The organism is Sphingopyxis alaskensis RB2256 (assembly GCF_000013985.1).
Lineage (GTDB): Bacteria > Pseudomonadota > Alphaproteobacteria > Sphingomonadales > Sphingomonadaceae > Sphingopyxis > Sphingopyxis alaskensis.
The window spans coordinates 2,479,709-2,500,163 of sequence record NC_008048.1 but is presented as its reverse complement, the minus strand read 5'-3'; the positions used below and the strand labels follow the sequence as shown (position 1 = coordinate 2,500,163).

The 20,455-nt window shown below is 67.0% G+C and carries 24 protein-coding genes and 1 riboswitch; of the genes, 18 read left to right on the top strand and 6 right to left on the bottom strand.

All coding sequences use genetic code 11. The features are described 5' to 3' along the window. The first annotated feature begins 86 nt into the window (after positions 1-86). The 7 genes from ung (at position 87) to SALA_RS12095 (ending at position 5,026) form a co-directional block, all read left to right on the top strand. Positions 87-791, top strand: a complete 705-nt coding sequence (gene ung / locus SALA_RS12125; RefSeq protein ID WP_011542662.1) for a uracil-DNA glycosylase — start codon at positions 87-89, stop codon at positions 789-791. Positions 792-801: 10 nt separating this feature from the next. Further along, complete coding sequence (locus tag SALA_RS12120) at positions 802-1,560, top strand: sulfite exporter TauE/SafE family protein (protein ID WP_011542661.1); 759 nt, start codon at positions 802-804, stop codon at positions 1,558-1,560. Further along, a complete protein-coding gene (locus SALA_RS12115; RefSeq protein WP_011542660.1) occupies positions 1,557-2,021 on the top strand; it encodes a YaiI/YqxD family protein in 465 nt (154 codons plus the stop codon). Before SALA_RS12120 ends, SALA_RS12115 begins: the two co-directional genes overlap by 4 nt. 31 nt (positions 2,022-2,052) lie before the next feature. Continuing rightward, a complete protein-coding gene (locus SALA_RS12110) occupies positions 2,053-2,400 on the top strand; it encodes a DUF962 domain-containing protein (RefSeq protein WP_011542659.1) in 348 nt (115 codons plus the stop codon). Between the two features lie 92 nt (positions 2,401-2,492). Continuing rightward, entirely contained in the window at positions 2,493-2,921 is a 429-nt protein-coding gene (locus SALA_RS12105) for an OsmC family protein (RefSeq protein ID WP_011542658.1), read from the top strand. 225 nt (positions 2,922-3,146) lie between these two features. Next, positions 3,147-4,025, top strand: coding sequence for an arylamine N-acetyltransferase family protein (locus SALA_RS12100; RefSeq protein ID WP_011542657.1), 879 nt, complete (start codon positions 3,147-3,149; stop codon positions 4,023-4,025). Positions 4,026-4,066: 41 nt separating this feature from the next. Further along, positions 4,067-5,026 (top strand): sulfotransferase domain-containing protein, encoded by a 960-nt coding sequence (locus SALA_RS12095; RefSeq protein WP_011542656.1) that lies wholly within the window; start codon positions 4,067-4,069, stop codon positions 5,024-5,026. A 27-nt stretch (positions 5,027-5,053) separates the two neighbouring features. Here SALA_RS12095 and SALA_RS12090 read toward each other — a convergent pair whose 3' ends face one another. Both SALA_RS12090 and thiC read right to left on the bottom strand, forming a co-directional pair. Further along, positions 5,054-5,488, bottom strand: coding sequence for an NIPSNAP family protein (locus SALA_RS12090; RefSeq protein WP_011542655.1), 435 nt, complete (start codon positions 5,486-5,488; stop codon positions 5,054-5,056). Positions 5,489-5,519: 31 nt separating this feature from the next. Further along, complete coding sequence (gene thiC, locus SALA_RS12085; protein ID WP_011542654.1) at positions 5,520-7,412, bottom strand: phosphomethylpyrimidine synthase ThiC; 1,893 nt, start codon at positions 7,410-7,412, stop codon at positions 5,520-5,522. Between the two features lie 56 nt (positions 7,413-7,468). After that, positions 7,469-7,580, bottom strand: a riboswitch (TPP riboswitch). 82 nt (positions 7,581-7,662) lie between these two features. Between thiC and SALA_RS12080 the strand changes: the two genes are divergently transcribed. From SALA_RS12080 to SALA_RS12070, 3 genes are all read left to right on the top strand, one after another. Next, positions 7,663-8,103, top strand: coding sequence for a DUF6265 family protein (locus SALA_RS12080; RefSeq protein ID WP_011542653.1), 441 nt, complete (start codon positions 7,663-7,665; stop codon positions 8,101-8,103). Between the two features lie 15 nt (positions 8,104-8,118). Next, complete coding sequence (locus tag SALA_RS12075) at positions 8,119-8,814, top strand: helix-turn-helix transcriptional regulator (protein ID WP_011542652.1); 696 nt, start codon at positions 8,119-8,121, stop codon at positions 8,812-8,814. A gap of 76 nt (positions 8,815-8,890) precedes the next feature. Next, positions 8,891-9,295, top strand: coding sequence for a GFA family protein (locus tag SALA_RS12070; RefSeq protein WP_011542651.1), 405 nt, complete (start codon positions 8,891-8,893; stop codon positions 9,293-9,295). Between the two features lie 47 nt (positions 9,296-9,342). Here the strand turns inward: SALA_RS12070 and SALA_RS12065 are convergent, their stop codons facing one another. The 4 genes from SALA_RS12065 to SALA_RS12050 form a co-directional block, all read right to left on the bottom strand. Next, positions 9,343-9,798 carry a Dps family protein gene (locus SALA_RS12065; RefSeq protein ID WP_011542650.1) on the bottom strand — a complete coding sequence of 152 codons (456 nt, stop codon included), beginning with the start codon at positions 9,796-9,798 and terminating at the stop codon, positions 9,343-9,345. 114 nt (positions 9,799-9,912) lie between these two features. Then, entirely contained in the window at positions 9,913-10,479 is a 567-nt protein-coding gene (locus SALA_RS12060; protein ID WP_011542649.1) for a hypothetical protein, read from the bottom strand. A 33-nt stretch (positions 10,480-10,512) separates the two neighbouring features. Next, positions 10,513-10,842 carry a hypothetical protein gene (locus tag SALA_RS12055; protein WP_011542648.1) on the bottom strand — a complete coding sequence of 110 codons (330 nt, stop codon included), beginning with the start codon at positions 10,840-10,842 and terminating at the stop codon, positions 10,513-10,515. Between the two features lie 53 nt (positions 10,843-10,895). After that, on the bottom strand, positions 10,896-11,540 hold the full coding sequence (locus tag SALA_RS12050; protein WP_011542647.1) for a GGDEF domain-containing protein: 645 nt from the start codon (positions 11,538-11,540) through the stop codon (positions 10,896-10,898). 207 nt (positions 11,541-11,747) lie between these two features. Between SALA_RS12050 and purE the strand changes: the two genes are divergently transcribed. The 8 genes from purE (at position 11,748) to SALA_RS12010 (ending at position 20,368) form a co-directional block, all read left to right on the top strand. Continuing rightward, on the top strand, positions 11,748-12,257 hold the full coding sequence (gene purE / locus SALA_RS12045) for a 5-(carboxyamino)imidazole ribonucleotide mutase (protein ID WP_011542646.1): 510 nt from the start codon (positions 11,748-11,750) through the stop codon (positions 12,255-12,257). A gap of 4 nt (positions 12,258-12,261) precedes the next feature. Continuing rightward, positions 12,262-13,347 carry a 5-(carboxyamino)imidazole ribonucleotide synthase gene (locus SALA_RS12040; protein WP_011542645.1) on the top strand — a complete coding sequence of 362 codons (1,086 nt, stop codon included), beginning with the start codon at positions 12,262-12,264 and terminating at the stop codon, positions 13,345-13,347. Then, entirely contained in the window at positions 13,344-13,841 is a 498-nt protein-coding gene (locus tag SALA_RS12035) for a dihydrofolate reductase (protein ID WP_011542644.1), read from the top strand. The genes SALA_RS12040 and SALA_RS12035 overlap by 4 nt, the downstream gene beginning before the upstream one ends. Before the next feature lie 144 nt (positions 13,842-13,985). Continuing rightward, positions 13,986-15,167: a dipeptidase gene (locus SALA_RS12030; RefSeq protein WP_011542643.1), complete on the top strand. Its 1,182-nt coding sequence runs from the start codon at positions 13,986-13,988 to the stop codon at positions 15,165-15,167. Continuing rightward, a complete protein-coding gene (locus SALA_RS12025; RefSeq protein WP_011542642.1) occupies positions 15,164-16,093 on the top strand; it encodes a bifunctional riboflavin kinase/FAD synthetase in 930 nt (309 codons plus the stop codon). The genes SALA_RS12030 and SALA_RS12025 overlap by 4 nt, the downstream gene beginning before the upstream one ends. 140 nt (positions 16,094-16,233) lie before the next feature. After that, positions 16,234-19,389 carry an isoleucine--tRNA ligase gene (ileS, locus tag SALA_RS12020; RefSeq protein WP_041383310.1) on the top strand — a complete coding sequence of 1,052 codons (3,156 nt, stop codon included), beginning with the start codon at positions 16,234-16,236 and terminating at the stop codon, positions 19,387-19,389. Beyond that, positions 19,386-19,907: a signal peptidase II gene (gene lspA / locus SALA_RS12015; RefSeq protein WP_011542640.1), complete on the top strand. Its 522-nt coding sequence runs from the start codon at positions 19,386-19,388 to the stop codon at positions 19,905-19,907. The genes ileS and lspA overlap by 4 nt, the downstream gene beginning before the upstream one ends. Positions 19,908-19,948: 41 nt before the next feature. Beyond that, complete coding sequence (locus SALA_RS12010; RefSeq protein WP_011542639.1) at positions 19,949-20,368, top strand: DUF3035 domain-containing protein; 420 nt, start codon at positions 19,949-19,951, stop codon at positions 20,366-20,368. Positions 20,369-20,455: the final 87 nt, after the last annotated feature.

Here is a 20,455-nt window from a genome sequence, read left to right as displayed (position 1 = left end):
TTCCTTATGTCCGCAATCGGTCGCTTTCAGCCATTTGCGAGGAGGCAGGGCTGGACAAGCCTGCTCCCCTCTGGTGAAGCGCCGTCATGGCCGAGGTCAAACTGCATCCCGACTGGCTCGCGCGCATCGGCGGCGAGTTTGCGCAGCCCTATATGGCGGCGCTCAAGCAGTTCCTCGCCGACGAGCGCGCGAAGGGCAAGACCATCTATCCGCGCCCGCGCGACTGGTTCGCGGCATTGGACGCGACGCCGCCGGACGCGGTGCGCGTCGTGATTTTGGGGCAGGACCCCTATCACGGGCCGGGGCAGGCGCATGGGCTTTGCTTTTCGGTCCAGCCCGGCGTGCGCCTGCCGCCGAGCCTGGTCAACATCTACAAGGAATTGCGCAGCGACCTGGGTATCGCACCCGCGCCGCACGGCCACCTGGCGCATTGGGCACGGCAGGGGGTGCTGCTGCTCAACAATTGCCTGACGGTCGAGGCGGGGCAAGCGGCGTCGCATCAGGGCAAGGGATGGGAAAAGTTCACCGACGCCGCGGTCGCCGCGGTCGCCGCCGACCCGGCGCCCAAGGTGTTCATCCTGTGGGGCAGCCATGCGCAGAAGAAGGCGGCGAATGTGCCGGGGCTGGGCGCGGGCAGTCCGCACCTGATTCTGCGCGCGCCGCACCCCTCGCCATTGTCGGCGCATAACGGCTTTTTCGGGTCGCGGCCGTTCAGCCAGGCCAATGCCTTTCTGGAGGCGCAGGGGCGCGGCGCGATCGACTGGCGGCTGCCCGACGATCCCGGCGCATGAGCCTGACCGGATGAACCTGCTCGCCGATCCGGTGACGCTGGCGGTGCTCGTCGCCGCGGTCGTGCTGCTCGGCATGGCGAAGGGCGGGCTGGCGGGGGTAGGCGCGCTCGCGACGCCGCTCGCCGCGCTCGTGCTGCCGCCCGCGACCGCGGCGGCGCTGCTGCTGCCGATCCTGATCGTGCAGGATGTCATCAGCGTCTGGTCGTTCCGCAAGACGTGGGATGGGTGGATCATCGGCTGGATGCTGCCGGGCGCAGCGCTCGGCATTTTGGCGGGCTATGTCTATGCCGAGCGCGTGAACGAGGCGCAGCTGATGGCGGCGCTCGGCGCGATCACGCTCGCTTTTGGTCTCTATCGCCTGTGGGTCGAGCGCGGCGGGCGGATCGTCGCCGCGTCGCGCTCGCCGGGCTGGGTCGGGACGATCTTTGGCGCCGTCATGGGGCTGACGAGCCAGATTGCGCACGCGGGCGGGCCGCCGTTCCAGATGTGGGTGACGCCGCGCAAGCTGCCGCACCTGACCTTCATCGGGACGAGCGCGATCCTCTTTGCCATCGTCAACTGGATGAAGGTGCCCGCCTATCTGGCGCTCGGCGCCTTTCCGCATGAGGTGGTCGTCGCGGCGCTGCTGCTGATGCCGCTCGCGATCGTCTCGACGCTGCTCACGGTGCGCTGGATGAAGGCGATGCAGCCCGAACGCTTTTATGCGCTCATCTATGGGCTGATGGTGCTGCTTGGCGCGAAGCTGCTATGGGACGGGCTTGGCGGATGAGCGCGCCCGTCATCCTTGTCGATGCCGACGCCTGCCCGGTGAAGGAGGAAATCTATCGCGTCGCGTGGCGGCACGGGGCCAAGGTCAAGGTCGTGAGCAACAGCCGGCTGCGCGTGCCCGACCACCCGCTGATCGAGCGGGTGGTGGTGTCGGACGGTTTCGACGCTGCCGACGACTGGATCGCCGAAGCCGCGAATGCGCAGAGCATCGTGGTCACCGCCGACATATTGCTCGCCGACCGCGCGCTGAAGGCAGGGGCAAGCGTGCTCGCTCCCAACGGCAAACCCTTCACGCTGGCGTCGATCGGCCCCGCGATCGCGACGCGCGCGATCATGGCCGACCTGCGCGCAGGGATGGGTGAGGGGGTGGGCGGACCGCCGCCCTTTTCCAAGGCCGATCGCGCGCGATTCCTGCAAGCGCTCGACGCCGCGCTGGTACGGGTCAAGCGGGGGTTGGCTTGACCGCGCGGCGCAGGCGCGACATGTTTGCGCGATGGCGCACCGCTATACGAGCTTCGGGGATTTCTGGCCCTTTTACCTGCGCGAGCATAGCAAGGCGTCGACACGCGCATTGCACTATGTCGGGACCAGCCTCGTCGTCATGATTGCGGTCGGCGCGGCGCTGACGGGGCGGTGGGAATGGCTGATCGCGCTGCCGGTCGCGGGTTATGCCTTTGCGTGGGTCGCGCATTTCGCGGTCGAGAAGAACCGACCCGCGACCTTCACCTATCCGCTGTGGAGCCTCGCCGCCGATTTCCGGATGTGGGCGTTGTGGCTGAGCGGGCGTCTGGATCCCGAACTCGACCGCGCGGGGGTCGTGCGGCACGACCACCCGGAGTGAGCGATCGTGTCTGGCGCAAATGATAGGTAACGCAATGGCATCGCCCGCCGCAGATGCACCATTGCCGCCCGATTGATCAAGGAGACATTGCCATGACCGTCAACCGCGCATCCGTTCGTTACGAAGGCTTTGGCAAGGAAGGGAGGGGAGCGATCACGACCGGGTCGAGGGTGCTTGACGCACAGCCCTATGGCTTCGCGACGCGCTTCGAGGGTCAGCCGGGCACAAACCCCGAGGAGCTGATCGCCGCGGCGCACGCCGCCTGCTTCACCATGGCGCTGTCTTTCGGGCTCGCGCGTGCGGGATATTCGGGCGACACGCTGGAGACGCGCGCCGCGGTGACGCTGGAGCAGCAGGACGGCGGCTTCACGATCACCAAGTCGGCGCTGACGCTGGCCGCCAAAGTGCCGGGGATCGATGCCGACGAGTTCGCCCGGCTGGCTGAAGAGGCCGAGAGGAATTGTCCGGTGTCGAAGCTGCTCGATTGTGAAATCACACTCGAACACAGCCTCGAATCCTGAGCTTGCCTTGGCGGCGTATCGCAGCGGCGGTGGCCGTGCGTCGTCGATGAAGGCGAATGCCGCCTGCGCCGCAGGCGGCAATGTCGGGCGTTGCAGCGGGCGGTGCCGGCGATGGCCGCCATGGCCTCCGGTCGGCGGTCGATTCGGCGTCGTTCAATTCGTTTGACCTCCACTGCACTTGAGCTTTCATAAGGCGCTCCATCGATTCGCAATGGAGACCCGATCATGCTGCACCAACCCACCGCCGCGCCGCCCGATACCGATCAGGCCGGGGCCGAAACGGCCGCCGAAGCCTTCCTGCCGCGCTATCTGGCGCGGATCGGCTATCGCGGCGCGCTTGTGCCGACGCTCGACGTGCTCGCGGCATTGCAGGCAGCGCATATCGCCGCGATTCCGTTCGAGGCGATCGACGCGCTGACCGGCGCCGGGGTCGACATCGGCGCGGCGGCGGTCGAGGCCAAGTTGATCGGCCAGCGGCGCGGCGGTTATTGTTTCGAGCAGAATGGCCTTTTCCTGCGCGCCCTTCGCGTGATCGGCTTCGACGCCGAAGGGCTGATCGGCCGGGTGCGCTGGATGCTGCCCGACGATGCGCCGCCGACGCCGCGCTCGCACATGGTGCTGCGCGTGCGGATCGACGGTCGCGCCTGGCTGGCCGACGTCGGTTTTGGCGCCGCGGTGCCGCCGCAGCCGCTGGCGATGGACGATGAGACTCCGCAGCCGACGCGCCACGAAAGCTATCGCATCGTTCGCCAAGGCGCCGAATGGCAGGTCGCGGCGCTGGTCGAGAGCGAGTGGCGGACGCTCTACCGGATCGAGGACGCGCCCCCGCCGACGATCGATTATGAGGTCGGCAACTGGTACACGTCGGCGCATCCCGATTCGCATTTCCGCCACCAGCTGATCGCCGCGCGCACGACCGCCGAAGCGCGTTACGGGCTGCGCGACAACCGGCTGACGACGCGGCTTGCCGACGGGCGCATCGACCGCCGTTACCTGACCGCCGACGAGATCGAGCGCGTGCTGGCGGAGATTTTCCTGCTGCCCGTCGCGCGCCACTGGCGCCCGGCGATCGAGCGTGCCGCGACCGCCGAAATCGCGGGATAGCGGCGGCAAATTATGTTATTCCCTGTGCGGGAGGGGCTATCATGCAACAGATGAATCCGCCGCTTGTGCGGCCGGCAACGCGCCCGGTGCGTTCATGGGTGTTCGACAGCGCGGGATGGGACGGTTTCCCCCTGCGCCGCGACGACATCGTCATTTCGACCTATCCCAAATGCGGGACGACGTGGATGCAGCGTATCGTCGGCATGTTGGTCTTTGGCAGCGCCGCACCCTTTCCGGTGCAGGACAGTTCGCCCTGGCCCGATTTCCGCCTGGTGCCGCTCGAGGCCACGACCGCGCTCGCCGAGGGTCAGGCGCACCGCCGCTTCCTGAAATCGCACCTGCCGTTCGACGCCCTGCCGGTGCATGAGGGGATCAAATATATCCATGTCGCGCGCGACGGCCGCGATGCCGCCATGTCCTTTTTCAATCACAAGGCGAATTACACCGCGGAGGCGGTCGAACTGATCGGCGGCATCGTCGAGAGCGATCCCAAATTCGGCCATGTGCCGCGCCTCGTGCCCACCGATCCGGCCGCGCATTTCCACGACTGGCTCGTCGGCGACGAGGACGCGCTGGGCGATCCCGGCGCGTCCTTCTTCACGATGGAAAAAAGTTTCTGGGAGGCGCGGCACGACCCCAACCTGCTGCTCGTCCACTATAACGACCTCAAGGCCGATCGCATGGGCGAGATGCGTCGTATCGCCGATTTTCTGGACATTGCGATCCCCGATGACCTCTGGCCCGATCTGGTCGCGGCGGCGGGGTTCGACGCGATGAAGGCGGCCGCCGACGCGCTGCTTCCCGCTGCGGGCGATATCTGGGAAGGCGGCGGGCGAACCTTCCTGCACAAGGGAACCAACGGGCGCTGGCGCGATCTGTACGCCGCTCCGGACCTTGCGCTCTATGACGCGCGCGTCGCCGCCGAATTCACCCCCGGACTCGCCGCCTGGGTCGAAAAGGGCCGACTGGCCACCTCCGATCCCCGCGCCGCCCCCGACTGACGCATCGGCAGCGGTGCGGCGCCTGCGCTATTCGATTGCGCGACCCGGCGACCAGGGCAGGGGTTCGAGCGTGCGGTCCGATATCGCATCGACGAAGCGGCCGTGGCGCGCCCCCGTTTCGCGCTTGATCGCGGCCCATTCCTCGTCGGCCATGAAGGCCGCCCACGCCGCTTTCATCGTCGCGGCGTCGGGCCAGTCGAGCAGATAGACGAACTCGACCTTGTCCGCATGTTCGCTGCGCCAGATCGAGCGCACCGCAAAGCCGTGCCGCGCCATGATGCGCAGCGCATGATCGCGGAAACGGTCGTGGAACACGCCCTCGTTGGCGCGCGGGATTTCATGGATGCGCAGCTGTTGCAGCGGCGCGGGCCGGGCCGCGGGCGGCGGCGGCGCGGCGCTGGCGGCGGCGGGGGCGAACGCGAGCGATGCGGCGAGGGTGAGGATGCGGAGCAGGGTTGGCATGGGCTGTCATCCTTTCTCCGCCCGATGGGCGTCAATCATGCTCGCGCCCACCAGCGCCCATATACAGCTCGCGCCCCGTGTCCTCATAGACCTGACTCATTTCCGCCATGCCCTTTTCGGCCTCTTCTGCCGCGATGAAACCGGCGCTGTCCTGATTTTGCAGCTTCGCGAACTCGCGCACCTCCTGGCTGATCTTCATCGAGCAGAACTTCGGCCCGCACATGCTGCAGAAATGCGCGGTCTTGGCGCCCTCGGCGGGGAGGGTCTGGTCGTGATATTGCTCGGCGGTGTCGGGGTCGAGCGACAGGTTGAACTGGTCGCGCCAGCGGAACTCGAAGCGCGCCTTTGACAGCGCATCGTCGCGGACCTGCGCGGCGGGGTGGCCCTTGGCGAGGTCGGCGGCGTGGGCGGCGAGCTTGTAGGTGACGACGCCGACCTTCACATCGTCGCGGTCGGGCAGGCCCAGATGCTCCTTGGGCGTGACGTAGCAAAGCATCGCGGTGCCGTACCAGCCGATCATCGCGGCGCCGATGCCGCTGGTGATATGGTCGTAGCCGGGCGCGATGTCGGTGGTGAGCGGCCCCAGGGTGTAGAAGGGCGCCTCGCCGCAGGCCTCGAGCTGCTTGTCCATATTCTCCTTGATCTTGTGCATGGGAACATGCCCCGGTCCCTCGATCATCACCTGCACATCCTGTGCCCACGCGCGCCTGGTAAGCTCGCCCAGCGTGTAGAGCTCGGCAAACTGCGCCTCGTCATTCGCGTCGGCGATGCTGCCGGGGCGCAGGCCGTCGCCGAGGCTGTAGGCGATGTCATAGGCCTTCATGATCTCGGTAATCTCGTCGAAATGGTCGTAGAGGAAGCTTTCCCTGTGATGCGCGAGGCACCATTTCGCCATGATGCTGCCGCCGCGGCTGACGATGCCGGTGACGCGCTTCGCGGCGAGGGGCACGTAAGGCAGACGGACACCCGCATGGATGGTGAAATAGTCGACGCCCTGTTCGGCCTGTTCGATCAGCGTGTCGCGGAAGATTTCCCACGTCAGTTCCTCGGCGATGCCGCCGACCTTTTCGAGCGCCTGATAGATGGGGACGGTGCCGATCGGGACGGGCGAGTTGCGGAGGATCCATTCGCGCGTGTCGTGGATGTTGCGCCCGGTCGACAGGTCCATGACGGTGTCGGCGCCCCAGCGGATCGACCAGACCATCTTGTCGACCTCGGCCGCGACGTCGCTGGCGACCGCGCTGTTGCCGATATTGGCGTTGATCTTGACGAGGAAGTTGCGGCCGATCGCCATCGGCTCGCTTTCGGGGTGGTTGATGTTGCTGGGGATGATCGCGCGGCCGCGCGCGACCTCGTCGCGGACGAATTCGGGGGTGACATAGTCGGGGATGCTGGCGCCCCAGTCCTGCCCGTCGCGGACATATTCGGCGAGCCGTTCGCGGCCGAGATTCTCGCGCGTCGCGACATATTCCATCTCGGGCGTGATGATGCCGCGGCGGGCATAGTGCATCTGGCTGACGTTCGCGCCGGGCTTGGCGCGCAGCACTTTCTTGCGGACATTGGGGAAGGCGGGGACGCCGCCCGAACGGTCGGGGCCGAGCTGGCCGTTGTCCTCCGGCCGAACCTCGCGCTGGGCCACCTCTTCGACGTCGCCGCGGGCGCGGATCCAGCTTGCCCGCAGTTCGGGGAGGCCCTGGGCGATGTCGATCGTCGCATCGGGGTCCGTATAAGGCCCGCTGGTGTCGTAGACGCGCACCGGCGGTTCGCCCGATGAGGGTTCGAGCAGGATCTCGCGCATCGCGACGCGGATGCCGCTGCCGGTGGGGCTGGCGACGTGGATCTTGCGGCTGCCGCGGATCGGCCCGGTGGTGACGCCGATGGGGGTGGCTTGCGTCGTGTCGAGGCGGCTGTCGATGTCGGCCATGTCTGTTCGCTCCACAGGTTCGGAGCGAGAATGGATTTCACGCCCTGTTTCGCTTTGGGGTGAAAGCCAACCCTCCCTCCGCCGGTATTACCCGGATCAGGTTCAACGGGTCGCGGTTTATTCCGCTCTCAACCTGCTTTTGCGCGACAGGCTCCCCGGGGATGGAGGGGTTATAGGGGGCGAGCGCGGCGCTGTCCATGGCGATGCGTGGGCAGGCGTGATAGGGCGCGGGGGATGAGGGAGAAGGCTCATGCGGATGATCGCAGCGGTTCTTGCGTTGTTGCTGGTGGCGGCGCGCCCGCCGGCGACGGTCGACGATCTCGGCTGGCTCGCGGGCGACTGGGCGAGCGAGGCGGGCGGGCGCTGGACCGAGGAGAGCTGGACCGCCCCGCGTGGCGGGGTGATGCTGGGGGTGAGCCGTTCGGGGCGCGGTGAAGTCTTGCGCGACTATGAGTTCATCCGCATCGCGGCGGACGACGATGGCGCGATTTCCTATATAGCGATGCCGCAGGGCGGGGCGCCGGTGACGTTCGCCCTGGTGCGGTACGATGGCACAAGCGCGACCTTCGAGAATCCGGCGCATGATTATCCGCAGCGCATCGCCTATGTCCGCGAGGGCGACACGCTGACCGCAACGATCGCGGCGATCGACGGGGCGAAGGCGCGGACCTGGGCCTATCGGCGGCGCTGACGGACGCAGGGCATCATGGCGGACAAGACGGGGCGGCTTTTCGCGATCATCGACAGTTTGCGCCGCCGCCGACGGCCGGTAACGGCAGAGATGCTCGCCGAAGAGCAGGGCGTGTCGGTGCGCACGCTCTATCGCGACATCCAGGCGCTGATCGCGCTGGGCGCGCCGATCGAGGGCGCGGCGGGGGTCGGCTATATGCTGCGACCGGGATTCTTCCTGCCGCCGCTGATGTTCACCGCCGAGGAACTGGAGGCGCTGGTGCTGGGCGCGCGCTGGGTCGAGGGGCGGCAGGACGGATCGCTGTCGCGGGCCGCGGGGCTGGCGCTCGCGAAGATCGCGGCGGCGAGCCCCGACGAACTGAAGCAGCGAATCGACGAGGCGGGGCTGTGGCCGGTCAGCAGCCGCTGGCGCGAAAGCGATGCGCCGTTGCTGGCGACGGTGCGCGCGGCGATGCGGTCCGAAAGGACGCTGCATATCGACTATGCCGACGAGCAGGGGCGGACAAGCGAACGCGCGATCTGGCCCGCGGCGCTCGCCTATTTCGAGGAGAAGCAGGTCATCGCCGCCTGGTGCCTGCTGCGGCAGGATTTCCGCAGCTTTCGCATCGACCGCATCGCCGCGGCGCGGATCGGCGACGAAGGATTCGGGCGGCGGCGCGCGGTGCTGATGGCCGACTGGTGGCGTCAGAAGGGGTGGGACGACGCTTCCTGACATGATCTGTCAGGGGGCTTCGTTACATCGCTTCGGGTGAAAGGCGCCTTCACGCGCCGCCAACCGGAGGATGAAGATGCTCAAGACCCACCATGGTTCGTGCCACTGCGGCGCCGTCAAGTTCGAGGCCGACATCGACCTCGATGCGGGGACGGGCAAGTGCAACTGCTCGATCTGCACCAAGAAACGGAACTGGAGCGCGCAGATCGAGCCGGGGGCGTTTCGCCTGCTGAGCGATCCGGCGGCGCTGTCCGACTATCAGTTCGGGTCGAACAGCGCGCATCATGTCTTTTGCAAGACGTGCGGCGTGTCGGCGTTCGGGCACGGTTATGTCGAGGAAATCGGCGGTGCCTATGTTTCGGTTTCGATCGCGTGCCTCGACGATCTGACCCCCGCCGACATGGCGGCGCTGCCCGTGACCCATATGGACGGCGCGGGCAATAATTGGTGGAACCCGCCAGAGGTCACGGCGCATCTGTGAGGGTGCCGATCATGGAGCCGCCGCAACCGGCCGCGCGGGCAGCGCGATCAGTAACCCAGCGTCGCTTCGAGGAACCAGATGCGCTGCTGCGTCTCGTCGGCCCAGCCGTCGACCAGCCCGCTCGTGGCGATGTCGCCATCGGCCTCGGCAGCGCTTTTGACGTCCCTGAGCTGGGCGAGCAGCAACTTGTTGTCCTCGGCGAGGTTGCGGATCATCGTATCGGCGTCGACGCCGCCCGCATCATCGTCGCGGATCGACGCGCGGCGGCCGATGTCGCCGATCGACCGCAGCGTCGCCGCGCCATTCTTGCGCACGCGCTCGGCGATCAGATCGGTCGTCGCGAAAATCTGCGCCGCCTGTTCGTCGAACAGCAGGTGCAGCTCGCGAAAGCGCGGCCCCTGGACGTGCCAGTGGTAATTTTTGGTCTTGAGATAGAGCGCAAAGCTGTCGGCGAGCAGCGCGTTGAGCGCATCGGCGACGGCGGGTGTGTTCTTGTCGGACATGGGAGAATCCTTTCTGTTACCCGGCGCATATAGGGATGGCGGATGACATTTTCCCATCGAAGCTTTGGCTGGGTTTCATCGACAAAAACGATGAAACCCGAAATCTTCGTGGCTCTATCCGATCAATCCGAACGCTCCGAGCGCGGTGCGGATGCTCCACAGCGCGAGGATCGCCGCCGCCGTCCAGCGGGTCAGCCGCGCCGCGCGCCGGTCGGCGAGCGCGGGTCCGAAGGCGAGGAAAGGAAACATCGCGAGCGTCCAGCCGACGAGCCCCCCCGCCGCGGCCCATTGCCCCGCGCCGCTCGTCGCCGCGAGCGCGCCGATCAGGAAATGGCTGCGGTCGCCAAACTGCCGCGCGAGCATCTGCACGGCGAGTTCGGCGGTCGAGGCATTAGCGAGCCGCCCGGCGGTCTCGGCCTTCATCGGCCACAACAGCGCGGCGGCTCCCGACAGCAGCGCCAGCGCGACGAACAGCGCCGCAATCCCCGGTCCGATCATCCGGTTGGCGATCGCCCCGGCGAGCGCGGCGACGAGCGCATTGGCAAGGAAGGCGCCGAACGCGATGCCGACGGTGACGCGCCGGTCGCGTCGTGCGGCGAGAAGCTGTGCGAGCGCGATCCCGCTGCGCCCGTCGGCATTGGCGAGCAGCACCGCCACCAGCGCGAACATGATTGCGTCCATGGCCGCGCGATCTGCGGTGTCAGGGCGTCGGCGTCAATGGCCGAGCCGCGTCGCGACCGACGCCAGCCAGGCTTCGTGCATTGCGGCGGGCATCGGCCCGCGCGGCGCCTGAACCGCGTCGCTCATCGCGTCGAGATAGGTCAGGATCGCGGCGCGGTAATCACCCCGCGCGACCGCCGATTCGAGTCGGCTCGCCAGCGTTTCGACCGCGGCGAAACCATGATCGCGCGCGAGGCAGCGGATGTCGTCGATGCGCTGCACGAGCTGCGCGAGCGCGCAGTGCGGCACGGCTTCGGCCAGCGCGCCGATCTGTCCGCTGATCCGGTTCTGCATGTCGAGATATGGGTCGGTCTGGGTCTGCATCGTCCATCCCCCTGCTGAGGACGTGACGATGCGCCAATTTGGTTAAGGCGGCGTTAGCGGTGTCCCACGGGCACGTCCTGCCTTTGCTTGCTTTTGTACATGTCGCGGTCGGCGGCGGCCAATATGTCCGATTCGGTCATGCCCGTTTGCAGCATCGCGACGCCGAAGCAGGCCGAAAGCGCGATCTCGTGTCCGTCATACTGCGCGGGCGCGGCGGTCAGTATGCCGCGCAGCCGTTCGACCTGCGCGCGCGCGCCCTCCTCGGTCGACTGGTCGAGGATCAGCCCGAACTCGTCGCCGCCGATGCGCGCCGCCACGTCGGTGGCGCGGATCGACGCGGCGAGGCGTTTGGCAATTTCCATCAGCGCAAAATCGCCCGCGGCGTGGCCAAATGTGTCGTTGACATATTTGAGCTGGTTGACGTCGACGAACACGACCGCGGCGCGTTCGGAGTGGCGTTCGAAGCGCGCCATGCGGTGATGGATCGCGGTCAGGAAATAGCGACGGTTGAACAGGGGGGTCAGCGTGTCGCGTTCGGACACGCGCTCGAGTTCGGCAACCGCGATCTTCAGCACACGATTCTCGCGGCGCAAGGCATCGCGTTCGCGGCGCAATTCGCGCAACTGATCCTCGATGGAGTCGACGGAAACGGCGGCAAACTGGTCTACCGCGATCCGTGCCCCCCCTACGCTGTCCATGCCTTGTCCCCGGCGCGCCCTGACGTCCACCGGCGGGATGCCGACGGATATGATGGGCCCAACCCTAGCCGCGACTTGATACCAATCGGTAAACGCGGCGGCAGGGTTTGCGAAACCGGCGGCGTTGCCCGCGCGCAACCTTGCCGCTAGGGGGAGGGCGGCGGCGATTCATCGACGGACCGGCCGCCCGCACAAGGAGGGATCGGGATGGGCGACAGCGCGCCGCAGGCCGAGGTGAGCGTGGGCGTCATCATGGGCAGCCAGTCGGACTGGCCGACGATGGCGCATTCGGTTCAGATCCTTGAAGAATTCGGCATCGCGTGCGAGGTCCGGATCGTGTCCGCGCACCGCACCCCCGACCGCCTCGTCGCCTATGCCAAGGGCGCGGCGGACCGCGGGCTGAAGGCGATCATCGCGGGCGCGGGCGGCGCCGCGCACCTGCCGGGCATGGTCGCAGCGATGACGCGCGTACCCGTGCTGGGGGTGCCCGTGCAGTCGGCGGCGCTGTCGGGCGTCGACAGCCTCTATTCGATCGTCCAGATGCCCGGCGGCGTTCCCGTCGCCACCTTTGCGATCGGCAAGGCGGGGGCGACCAACGCGGGCCTTTTCGCTGTGGCGCTGCTCGCGAACGCAGACCCCGATCTGGCGCAAAAACTCGATGCGTGGCGGGCCAGACAGGCCGACAGCGTCGCACCTGCCCCTGTTCGTGAGGGCTGAGCGCTTGCTGTCTCCCGGTTCGACGATCGGCATCCTCGGCGGCGGCCAGCTCGGGCGGATGCTTGGCCAGGCGGCGGCGCAGCTTGGTTACCGCGTCCACATCTATGCCCCCGACCGCGAAAGCGTCGCCGCCGATGTCGCCGCGCACCACACGCGGGCGGCCTGGGACGACGACCCGCGCCTCGCGGCCTTTGCCGCGGCGTGCGACGTTGTCACCTTCGAGTTTGAAAATGTCCCCGTCGACACGGTGCGCTTCCTGTCGGGGCATGTCGCGGTGCGCCCCGGCGCCGCGGCGCTGGAGATCGCGCAGGACCGGCTCGCCGAAAAGCGATTTGTCGTGGGACTCGGCGGCCGTCCGGCGCCCTTTGCCGCGGTGCCCGACCGCCCGGCGCTCGACACGGCGCTGGGCGAAGTCGGCGCGCCCGCGATCCTGAAAACGGTGCGTATGGGCTATGACGGCAAGGGGCAGGCGCGGCTTGCGACGGCGGCCGACGCCGACGCGGCGTGGGACGCCATCGACCGCCACGCCGCGGTGCTCGAAGGTTTCGTGACCTTTACGCACGAGTTTTCGGCGATTCTCGTGCGCGGGATCGACGGCGAGGTGCGCTTCTGGGACAGCCCGGTCAATGTCCATGCGAATGGCATCCTTGCCAGTTCCAGCCTGCCGCCGCCGCGCGAGGTGCTGGGTCAGCAGGAGGAGGCGCGCGGGCTGATGGCGCGGATCGCTGCCGAACTCGACTATGTCGGGGTGCTCACCGGCGAGTTTTTCGCCACCGCCGACGGCCCGGTGTTCAACGAAATGGCGCCGCGCGTCCACAACAGCGGCCACTGGACGATCGAGGGTGCCGTGACGAGCCAGTTCGAGAATCATATCCGCGCCGTCGCCGGGCTGCCGCTCGGCAGCACGGCGACCACGGCGCTACCGGTCACGATGCGCAACCTGATCGGTGCAGAGATTGCCACCGTCCCCGCGCTGCTCGCCGACGACGCCGCGCATGTGCATCATTATGGCAAGGCGGCGGTGCGCGACGGCCGCAAGCTGGGCCATGTCACGTGGGTCGGCTTTGGGGTGGGAAACACACCGGCATGAACCACCCCGAAATCACGCTGATCCTGGCGCGCGCGGCCAATGGCGTGATCGGCGCGAAGGGCCGGATGCCGTGGCACCTGCCCGCTGACCTCCGCCGGTTCAAACAGCTCACCATGGGCCGCCCGATGATCATGGGGCGCAAGACCTTCGACAGCCTGCCCGCGGTGCTCGAAGGCCGCCGCCACATCGTCCTCACGCGCGATGCCGACTGGCAGGAGGAAGGCGCCGAACCCGTCGCAAGCGTCGAGGAAGCGCTGAAACGCGCCAATGCGCCGCATGTGATGGTGATCGGCGGCGCCGAAATCTATGCGCTGTTCCTGCCGCTCGCCGACCGCATCGAACTGACCGAGGTGGGCCTCGAACCCGCTGGCGATGCGGTGATCGACTATCCCGATCCGGCGCTCTGGCGCGAGGTCGCGCGGGTCGACCATCGAGCGGGCGAGGCGGGGCGCCCGGCCTACAGCTTTGTCACGCTCGCGCGACGGAATGGCTAGTCAAATGGCACCAAACAGCATCGTCGTTGCGAGAAGCGAAGCGACGCGGCAATCCAGAGCGCGCGTCAACCGCTGTGGATTGCTTCGCTTCGCTCGCAATGACGGCGATATTTTATTCCGGCCTTTGCTCTAAAGGAGAAGAGGATGCGCCGCTGGTTGATCGCCCTTTTGATCGTCGTCGCGCTGGCCGCGCTCGCCTTTTTCACGCTCGCGCCGGGGATGATCGAGCGCGACCTCAACCGGATCGACGGCAAGCCGCTGCCGCAGGTGACGGCGCGCGCAGAGGCGCTGCACCAGACGCTCACGATCGTCGATCTGCACAGCGACAGCCTGTTGTGGAGCCGCGATTTCCTGGATCGCGCCGAGCGCGGCCATATGGACCTGCCGCGGCTGAAGGACGGCCATGTCGCGCTGCAGGTGCTCGCGAGCACGACCAAATCGCCCAAGGGGCAGAATTACCACGCGAACGGCGCCGACAGCGACAATATCACCGGCCTCGTGATCGCGCAGCTCCAGCCGGTGCGGACGTGGACCTCGCTGCTCGAACGCTCGCTCTGGCACGCCGAAAAGCTGCACCGCGCGGCCGCGGCGTCGAACGGCACGCTGAAACCCGTCGCGACCACCGCCGACCTCGACGCGCTGCTCGCCGCGCGGCGCGGCAAGCCGCTCACCACCGGCGCGCTGCTCAGCGTCGAGGGGCTGCACAATCTCGAAGGCGACATTGCCAATCTGGACAAGCTCTACGCCGCGGGCTTCCGCATGGCGGGGCTCACCCATTTCTTCGACAATGAACTCGCAGGCTCGATGCACGGGCTCAAGAAAGGCGGGCTCACCCCGCTGGGGCGGCAGGTCGTGACCGCGATGGAGGCGAAGGGCATGATCGTCGACATCGCGCATTGCAGCGAGGCCTGCGTCGCCGACATATTGAAAATGGCGCGCCGCCCCGTCGTGTCCAGCCACGGCGGGGTGCAGGCAACGTGCAAGGTCAACCGCAACCTGTCGGACGCGCAGATTCGCGGCGTCGCCGCAACCGGCGGCCTCGTCGGCATCGGTTACTGGGACGCCGCGGTGTGCGACACCTCGCCCGCGAGCATCGCGCGCGCGATGAAGCACGTCCGCGACCTCGTCGGCATAAATCATGTCGCGCTCGGCAGCGATTATGACGGCGCCACCACCGTGCGCTTCGACACCGCGCAGCTGGTGCAGGTGACGCAGGCGCTGATCGACGCGGGCTTTTCCGACGACGAAATCCGCGCCGCGATGGGCGGCAATGCGATCCGCGTGCTGAAAGCGGGGCTGGTGCCCCTCACGCCGCCGGCGCCATGATCCGCCTCGACGGCCACGCGCGCATCGAAGCGCCGCTGCGCGGCGGCGTCATCGCGCTCGGCAATTTCGACGGCTTCCACGCCGGTCACCAGGCGGTCGTCGGCCGCGCGGTGCGCCATGCGAAGGACGAGGGCCGCCCGGCGATCGTCGCGACCTTCGACCCGCATCCGGTGCGCTTCTTCAAACCCGACGTCCCGCCCTTCCGCCTCACCACGCTCGACCAAAGGCAGGAGCTGTTCGCCGCCGCAGGCGCCGACGCGATGCTCGTTCTGCCCTTCGATGCTGCGCTCGCCGCGACGAGTGCCGAGGAGTTCATCACCGGACTCCTTCTCGACCGCTACGGCGCCGCGGGGGTCGTCACCGGCGCCGACTTTGTGTTCGGCAAGGGCCGCAGCGGCAATGTCGTGACGCTCGCCGACCACGCCCGCCGCCTCGGCTTCTTCACCGAAATGGTCGCGCCGGTCGACGATGCCGACGAGGTCATCTCGTCGAGCCGCATCCGCGAGGCGTTGCAGGCGGGCGACTGCGCGACCGCAGCACGCCTGCTCACGCGCCCCTTCACCGTGCGCGGCGTGGTCCAGCATGGCGACAAGAATGGCCGCCTCTTGGGCTTTCCGACCGCCAACATCGACATGGGCAATTACCTCCGCCCGCGCTACGGCATCTATGCCGTCACCGGAAAGCTGCCCGACGGGCGCGTGCTGAAGGGCGCCGCGAACCTTGGCATCCGCCCGAGTTTCGATCCGCCCAAGGAACTGCTCGAACCGCATTTCTTCGACTTTTCCGAAGACCTCTATGGGCGGGAAATCGACGTCGCCTTCCATGCCTTCATCCGGGCCGAGGCGAAGTTCGACAGCATGGATGCGTTGATGGCGCAGATCGCGGCGGATTGCGAGGCGGCGAAGGCGTTGTTGGGCCACCTGTAAATCCGTTCGTGTCGAGCGAAGTCGAGACACCCCGCAGCCGCACCCGGCCGATAGGCATCTCGACTTCGCTCGATGCGAACGGGGTTTGAGGGTGATCCGGAGGTTTGCTCCCGCACAAATCTGCGCTAAGCGCCGCCACCATGACCGACACGCCCGCCACCGAGCAACGCGACTATCGCGACACCGTCTTCCTGCCCAAGACCGACTTTCCGATGAAGGCGGGCCTGCCACAGAAGGAGCCGCTGATTCTGGCGAAATGGCTCGAGGGCAATCTGGAAGGCCAGATTCGCGAAGCCCGCAAGGGCCGCGAGCAGTTCATCCTCCACGACGGCCCGCCCTACGCCAATGGCGACATGCACATCGGCCATGCGCTCAACCATATCCTCAAGGACATGGTCGTCCGCACCCAGACGCTGAAGGGCAAGGACGCGCCCTATGTTCCCGGCTGGGACTGCCACGGCCTGCCGATCGAGTGGAAGGTCGAGGAGCAGTATCGCAAGAAAAAGCTCAACAAGGACGAGGTTCCGGTCGAGGAGTTCCGCGCCGAATGCCGCGCCTATGCACAGCATTGGGTCGACACCCAGCGCGAACAGCTCAAACGCCTCGGCATCGGCGGCGACTGGGATCATCCGTACCTCACGATGGATTATGAGGCCGAAGCCACCATCGTCCGCGAGCTGCTCAAATTCGCCGCGAACGACATGCTTTATCGCGGCGCCAAGCCGGTGATGTGGTCGCCGGTCGAAAAGACCGCGCTCGCCGAAGCCGAGATCGAATATGAGGATATCGTCTCGACGCAGATCGATGTGGCGTTCGAGATTGTCGAGGCGCCAAATGCTCCTGAGCTAGTCGGCGCCTATGCGGTGATCTGGACGACGACTCCGTGGACGATCCCGGTCAACCAGGCGATCGCTTATGGTCCCGACATCAAATATATCCTTCATAGCTGCGATGAGTGGGATGAAGCAGATTGGGGTGACCAGCCTTGGATGGCTGGCAAAGCATGGGTGCCCGGACGCAAATATGTTGTCGCTGCTGATCTTGACTACGAGTTTCGTACGCGGACCTTCGGCGGGCATGAACGTCGCTGGCATGAGGTAAACGGCGGCCTAGACTTTCTTGGGAAGGCCTTGGCTGGCGCGACCGCCCGCCACCCGATGCACGCGCTCGGAGGCTTCTTCGCGCGCCCGCGCCCCTTCCTGCCCGGCGATTTCGTCACCACCGACAGTGGCACCGGGCTCGTCCATATGTCGCCCGACCATGGCGAGGATGACTTCGACCTGTGCAAGGCGAACGGCATCGACCCCGTGTTCGCGGTCGAGGGCGATGGCAAATATCGCGAGGACTGGGGCTGGCTTGGCGGTCAGGGCAGCGTCATCAATCCGAAATTCAACGCCCCCGACGGCCCGATCTGCACCGACCTGCGCGAAGCCGGCGGGCTGCTCGCGGCCAGCGCCGACTACAAGCACAGCTATCCGCACAGCTGGCGCTCGAAGGCGAAGGTCATCTATCGCTGCACCCCGCAATGGTTCGTGCCGATGGATAAACCCCTCTCCCTGCGGGAGAGGGAGGGAGCGCCGCAGGCGCGGAAGGGTGAGGGCGACGCCCTGACCGCGGGCCACCCTCACCCCGACCCTCTCCCGGAGGGAGAGGGGGACACGCTGCGCACCCTCGCCATGGCCGCGATCGACGCCACGCGCTTCGTCCCCGAAAAGGGCCGCAACCGCATCGGCAGCATGGTCAAGGACCGCCCCGACTGGGTGCTGTCGCGTCAAAGAGCATGGGGCGTGCCGATCACGCTGTTCGTGAACCGCAAGACCGGACAGTATCTGAACGATCCGCAAGTCAACGACCGCATCGTCGCGGCGGTGCGCGAGAGCGGCGTCGACGCATGGAGCGACGCGCGGGCGCAGGAATATCTTGGACCGGACTACGACGCCGCCGACTACGAACGCGTCACCGACATCCTCGACGTCTGGTTCGATTCGGGCTGCACCCACGCCTTCGTGCTCGAAAGCGGCAAATGGCCCGCGCTCGTCCGCCACGACGGCGGCACCCACAGCGCCGACCTCTATCTCGAGGGCAGCGACCAGCATCGCGGCTGGTTCCAGTCGTCGCTGCTGGAGTCCTGCGGCACGCGCGGCCAGGCGCCGTACAAGGCGGTGCTGACCCACGGCTTCACCATGGACGCCAAGGGCCTCAAAATGTCGAAGTCCTTGGGCAACACGATCAGCCCGATCGACCTGATGCGCGACTATGGCGCCGACATCCTGCGTCTGTGGGCGCTCTCGGTCGATTTCACCGAGGACCACCGCATCGGCAAGGAAATCCTCGCCGGGGTCGCCGATCAGTATCGCAAGCTCAGGAACACCTTCCGCTACCTGCTCGGCGCGCTCGACGGGTTTACTGAGGAGGAGCGCATCGCCGACGTCGCGGCGATGCCCGAACTCGAACGCTATATGCTGTCGCTGCTCGTCGACCTCGACGCCAAGCTCGCGCGCGCGGTCGATGACTTCGACTTCAACAGCTACACGCGCCTGCTGACCGATTTCTGCAACGAGGATCTGTCGGCCTTCTATTTCGATATCCGCAAGGACGTCCTCTACTGCGACCTCGGTCCCGCCGCGCCGCTCGGCACCGACAAACGCCGCGCGTACCGCAGCGTGCTCGACGTGCTGTTCCACGCGCTCGTCCGCTATGCGGCGCCGGTGCTGGTGTTCACGAGCGAAGAGGTTTGGGGGACGCGCTATCCCGATGCGGGCAGCGTACATCTGCTGGAATGGCCTGACCTCGACCACCTGTTGCATCCCCGCGAAAGCGGGGATCCAGTGCCCGCGTCGGCTGACCCCGCCCTGGGTTCCCGCCTTCGCGGGAACACGGAATTGGTCGAAAAGTGGGCGCGCGTTCGCGAGATTCGCTGGGCAGCCTCCGGCGCGATAGAGCCGCTTCGTCGCGATAAGCTTGTCAAATCCAGTCTCGAGGCACGGCTTGAAGTTCATTGCTTCCACGACGCTGATCTCGAACTTCTGCGGTCGATCAATTTCGCCGAGATTTGCATTGTCGAAGATGTGAAATTGGAGAAGTGGGAGGTCGTGGAAGCGACATCTGGCGATAAAATAGTGCGTATCGCCGATCCATTGGGTGATACCTTTTGGCACGACCATGTTGATTTTGTCCGTGTCGGGGTCACCCCCACCTCCCACCACAAATGCGGCCGCTGCTGGCGCCACCTGCCCGAAGTCACCGCCGACGGCGCCTTGTGCAATCGGTGCGAGACGGTATTGGGGGCGGGATGAGCAGCGCCCGTTCCCCCTATCTGCGCTTCGGCCTGATTTTCGCCGCGGTCGCCTTCCTTCTCGATCAGGTGACCAAATGGATCGTCACCGTTCCGCTGTCGCTCGAGCCCAAGGGGCAGATCGAGCTCACCAGCTTCTTCAACCTGACCTGGGCCGAAAATTGCGGCATCTCGCTGTCGATGTTCGCGAGCTGCACCGACACGACGCGCTGGACGCTCGTCGCGGTCACCGGGATCGTCGCCGCCGCGGTCGCCTTCTGGATGACGCGCGAACAGGCGAAGGGCGACGTCATCGCGCTCGCGCTGATCCTCGGCGGCGCGCTCGGCAATATCGTCGATCGGGTGCGTTTCGGCTATGTCGTCGACTTCGCCGACCTGCACATCGGCGATTTCCGTCCCTTCATGATCTTCAACGTCGCCGATGCGTGCATCACCATCGGCGTGCTTTTGCTGGTTGCGCGCGCGCTGCTCTTGGGCGAAAAGGCGGGCCAAGCAGACGCCAAGCCGTCTGTCGATTAATTGGGGCACCGCGTAAACGGGGCGCATAGGAGAGTATTTTAGTGAACCGGACCACCGCCATCCTGGCTGCCTCGATCGTCGCCACCACTTTGTCGGCCTGCGGGTCGAACAGCCTTTTCAGCCGCGACCGCCCCGACGAGATGATGGTGTCGCGCCAGGCGCCGCTCGTCGTGCCGCCCGATTTCGCGCTGACCCCGCCCGCGCCCGGCACCGCGCGCCCCGGCGGCGAATCGACCGCCGAACAGACGCTGCGCGCGCTCTTCGGCGGCCCCTCGGCGCGCAGCCCCGGCGAAGCGCAGATCATCGGCAGCGCCGACGGCGCGCGCGCCGACCCCGGCATCCGCAGCCAGGTCGGCAGCCCCGACACGCAGGTCGTCGACAAGGGCCTCATCGTCCGCGACATTCTCGCCGCCCCCGAAGGCGACGGCCGCGACGCGCAGGCGGCCATTCCGGGGGCCTAGGCGCCACAGAGCTTTGAAGGAACGGGCGGCTGCGGCCGCCCTTTTCATGCCCGATGGTCGCCCGGCAGGGACGACGGCCGTGGGTGC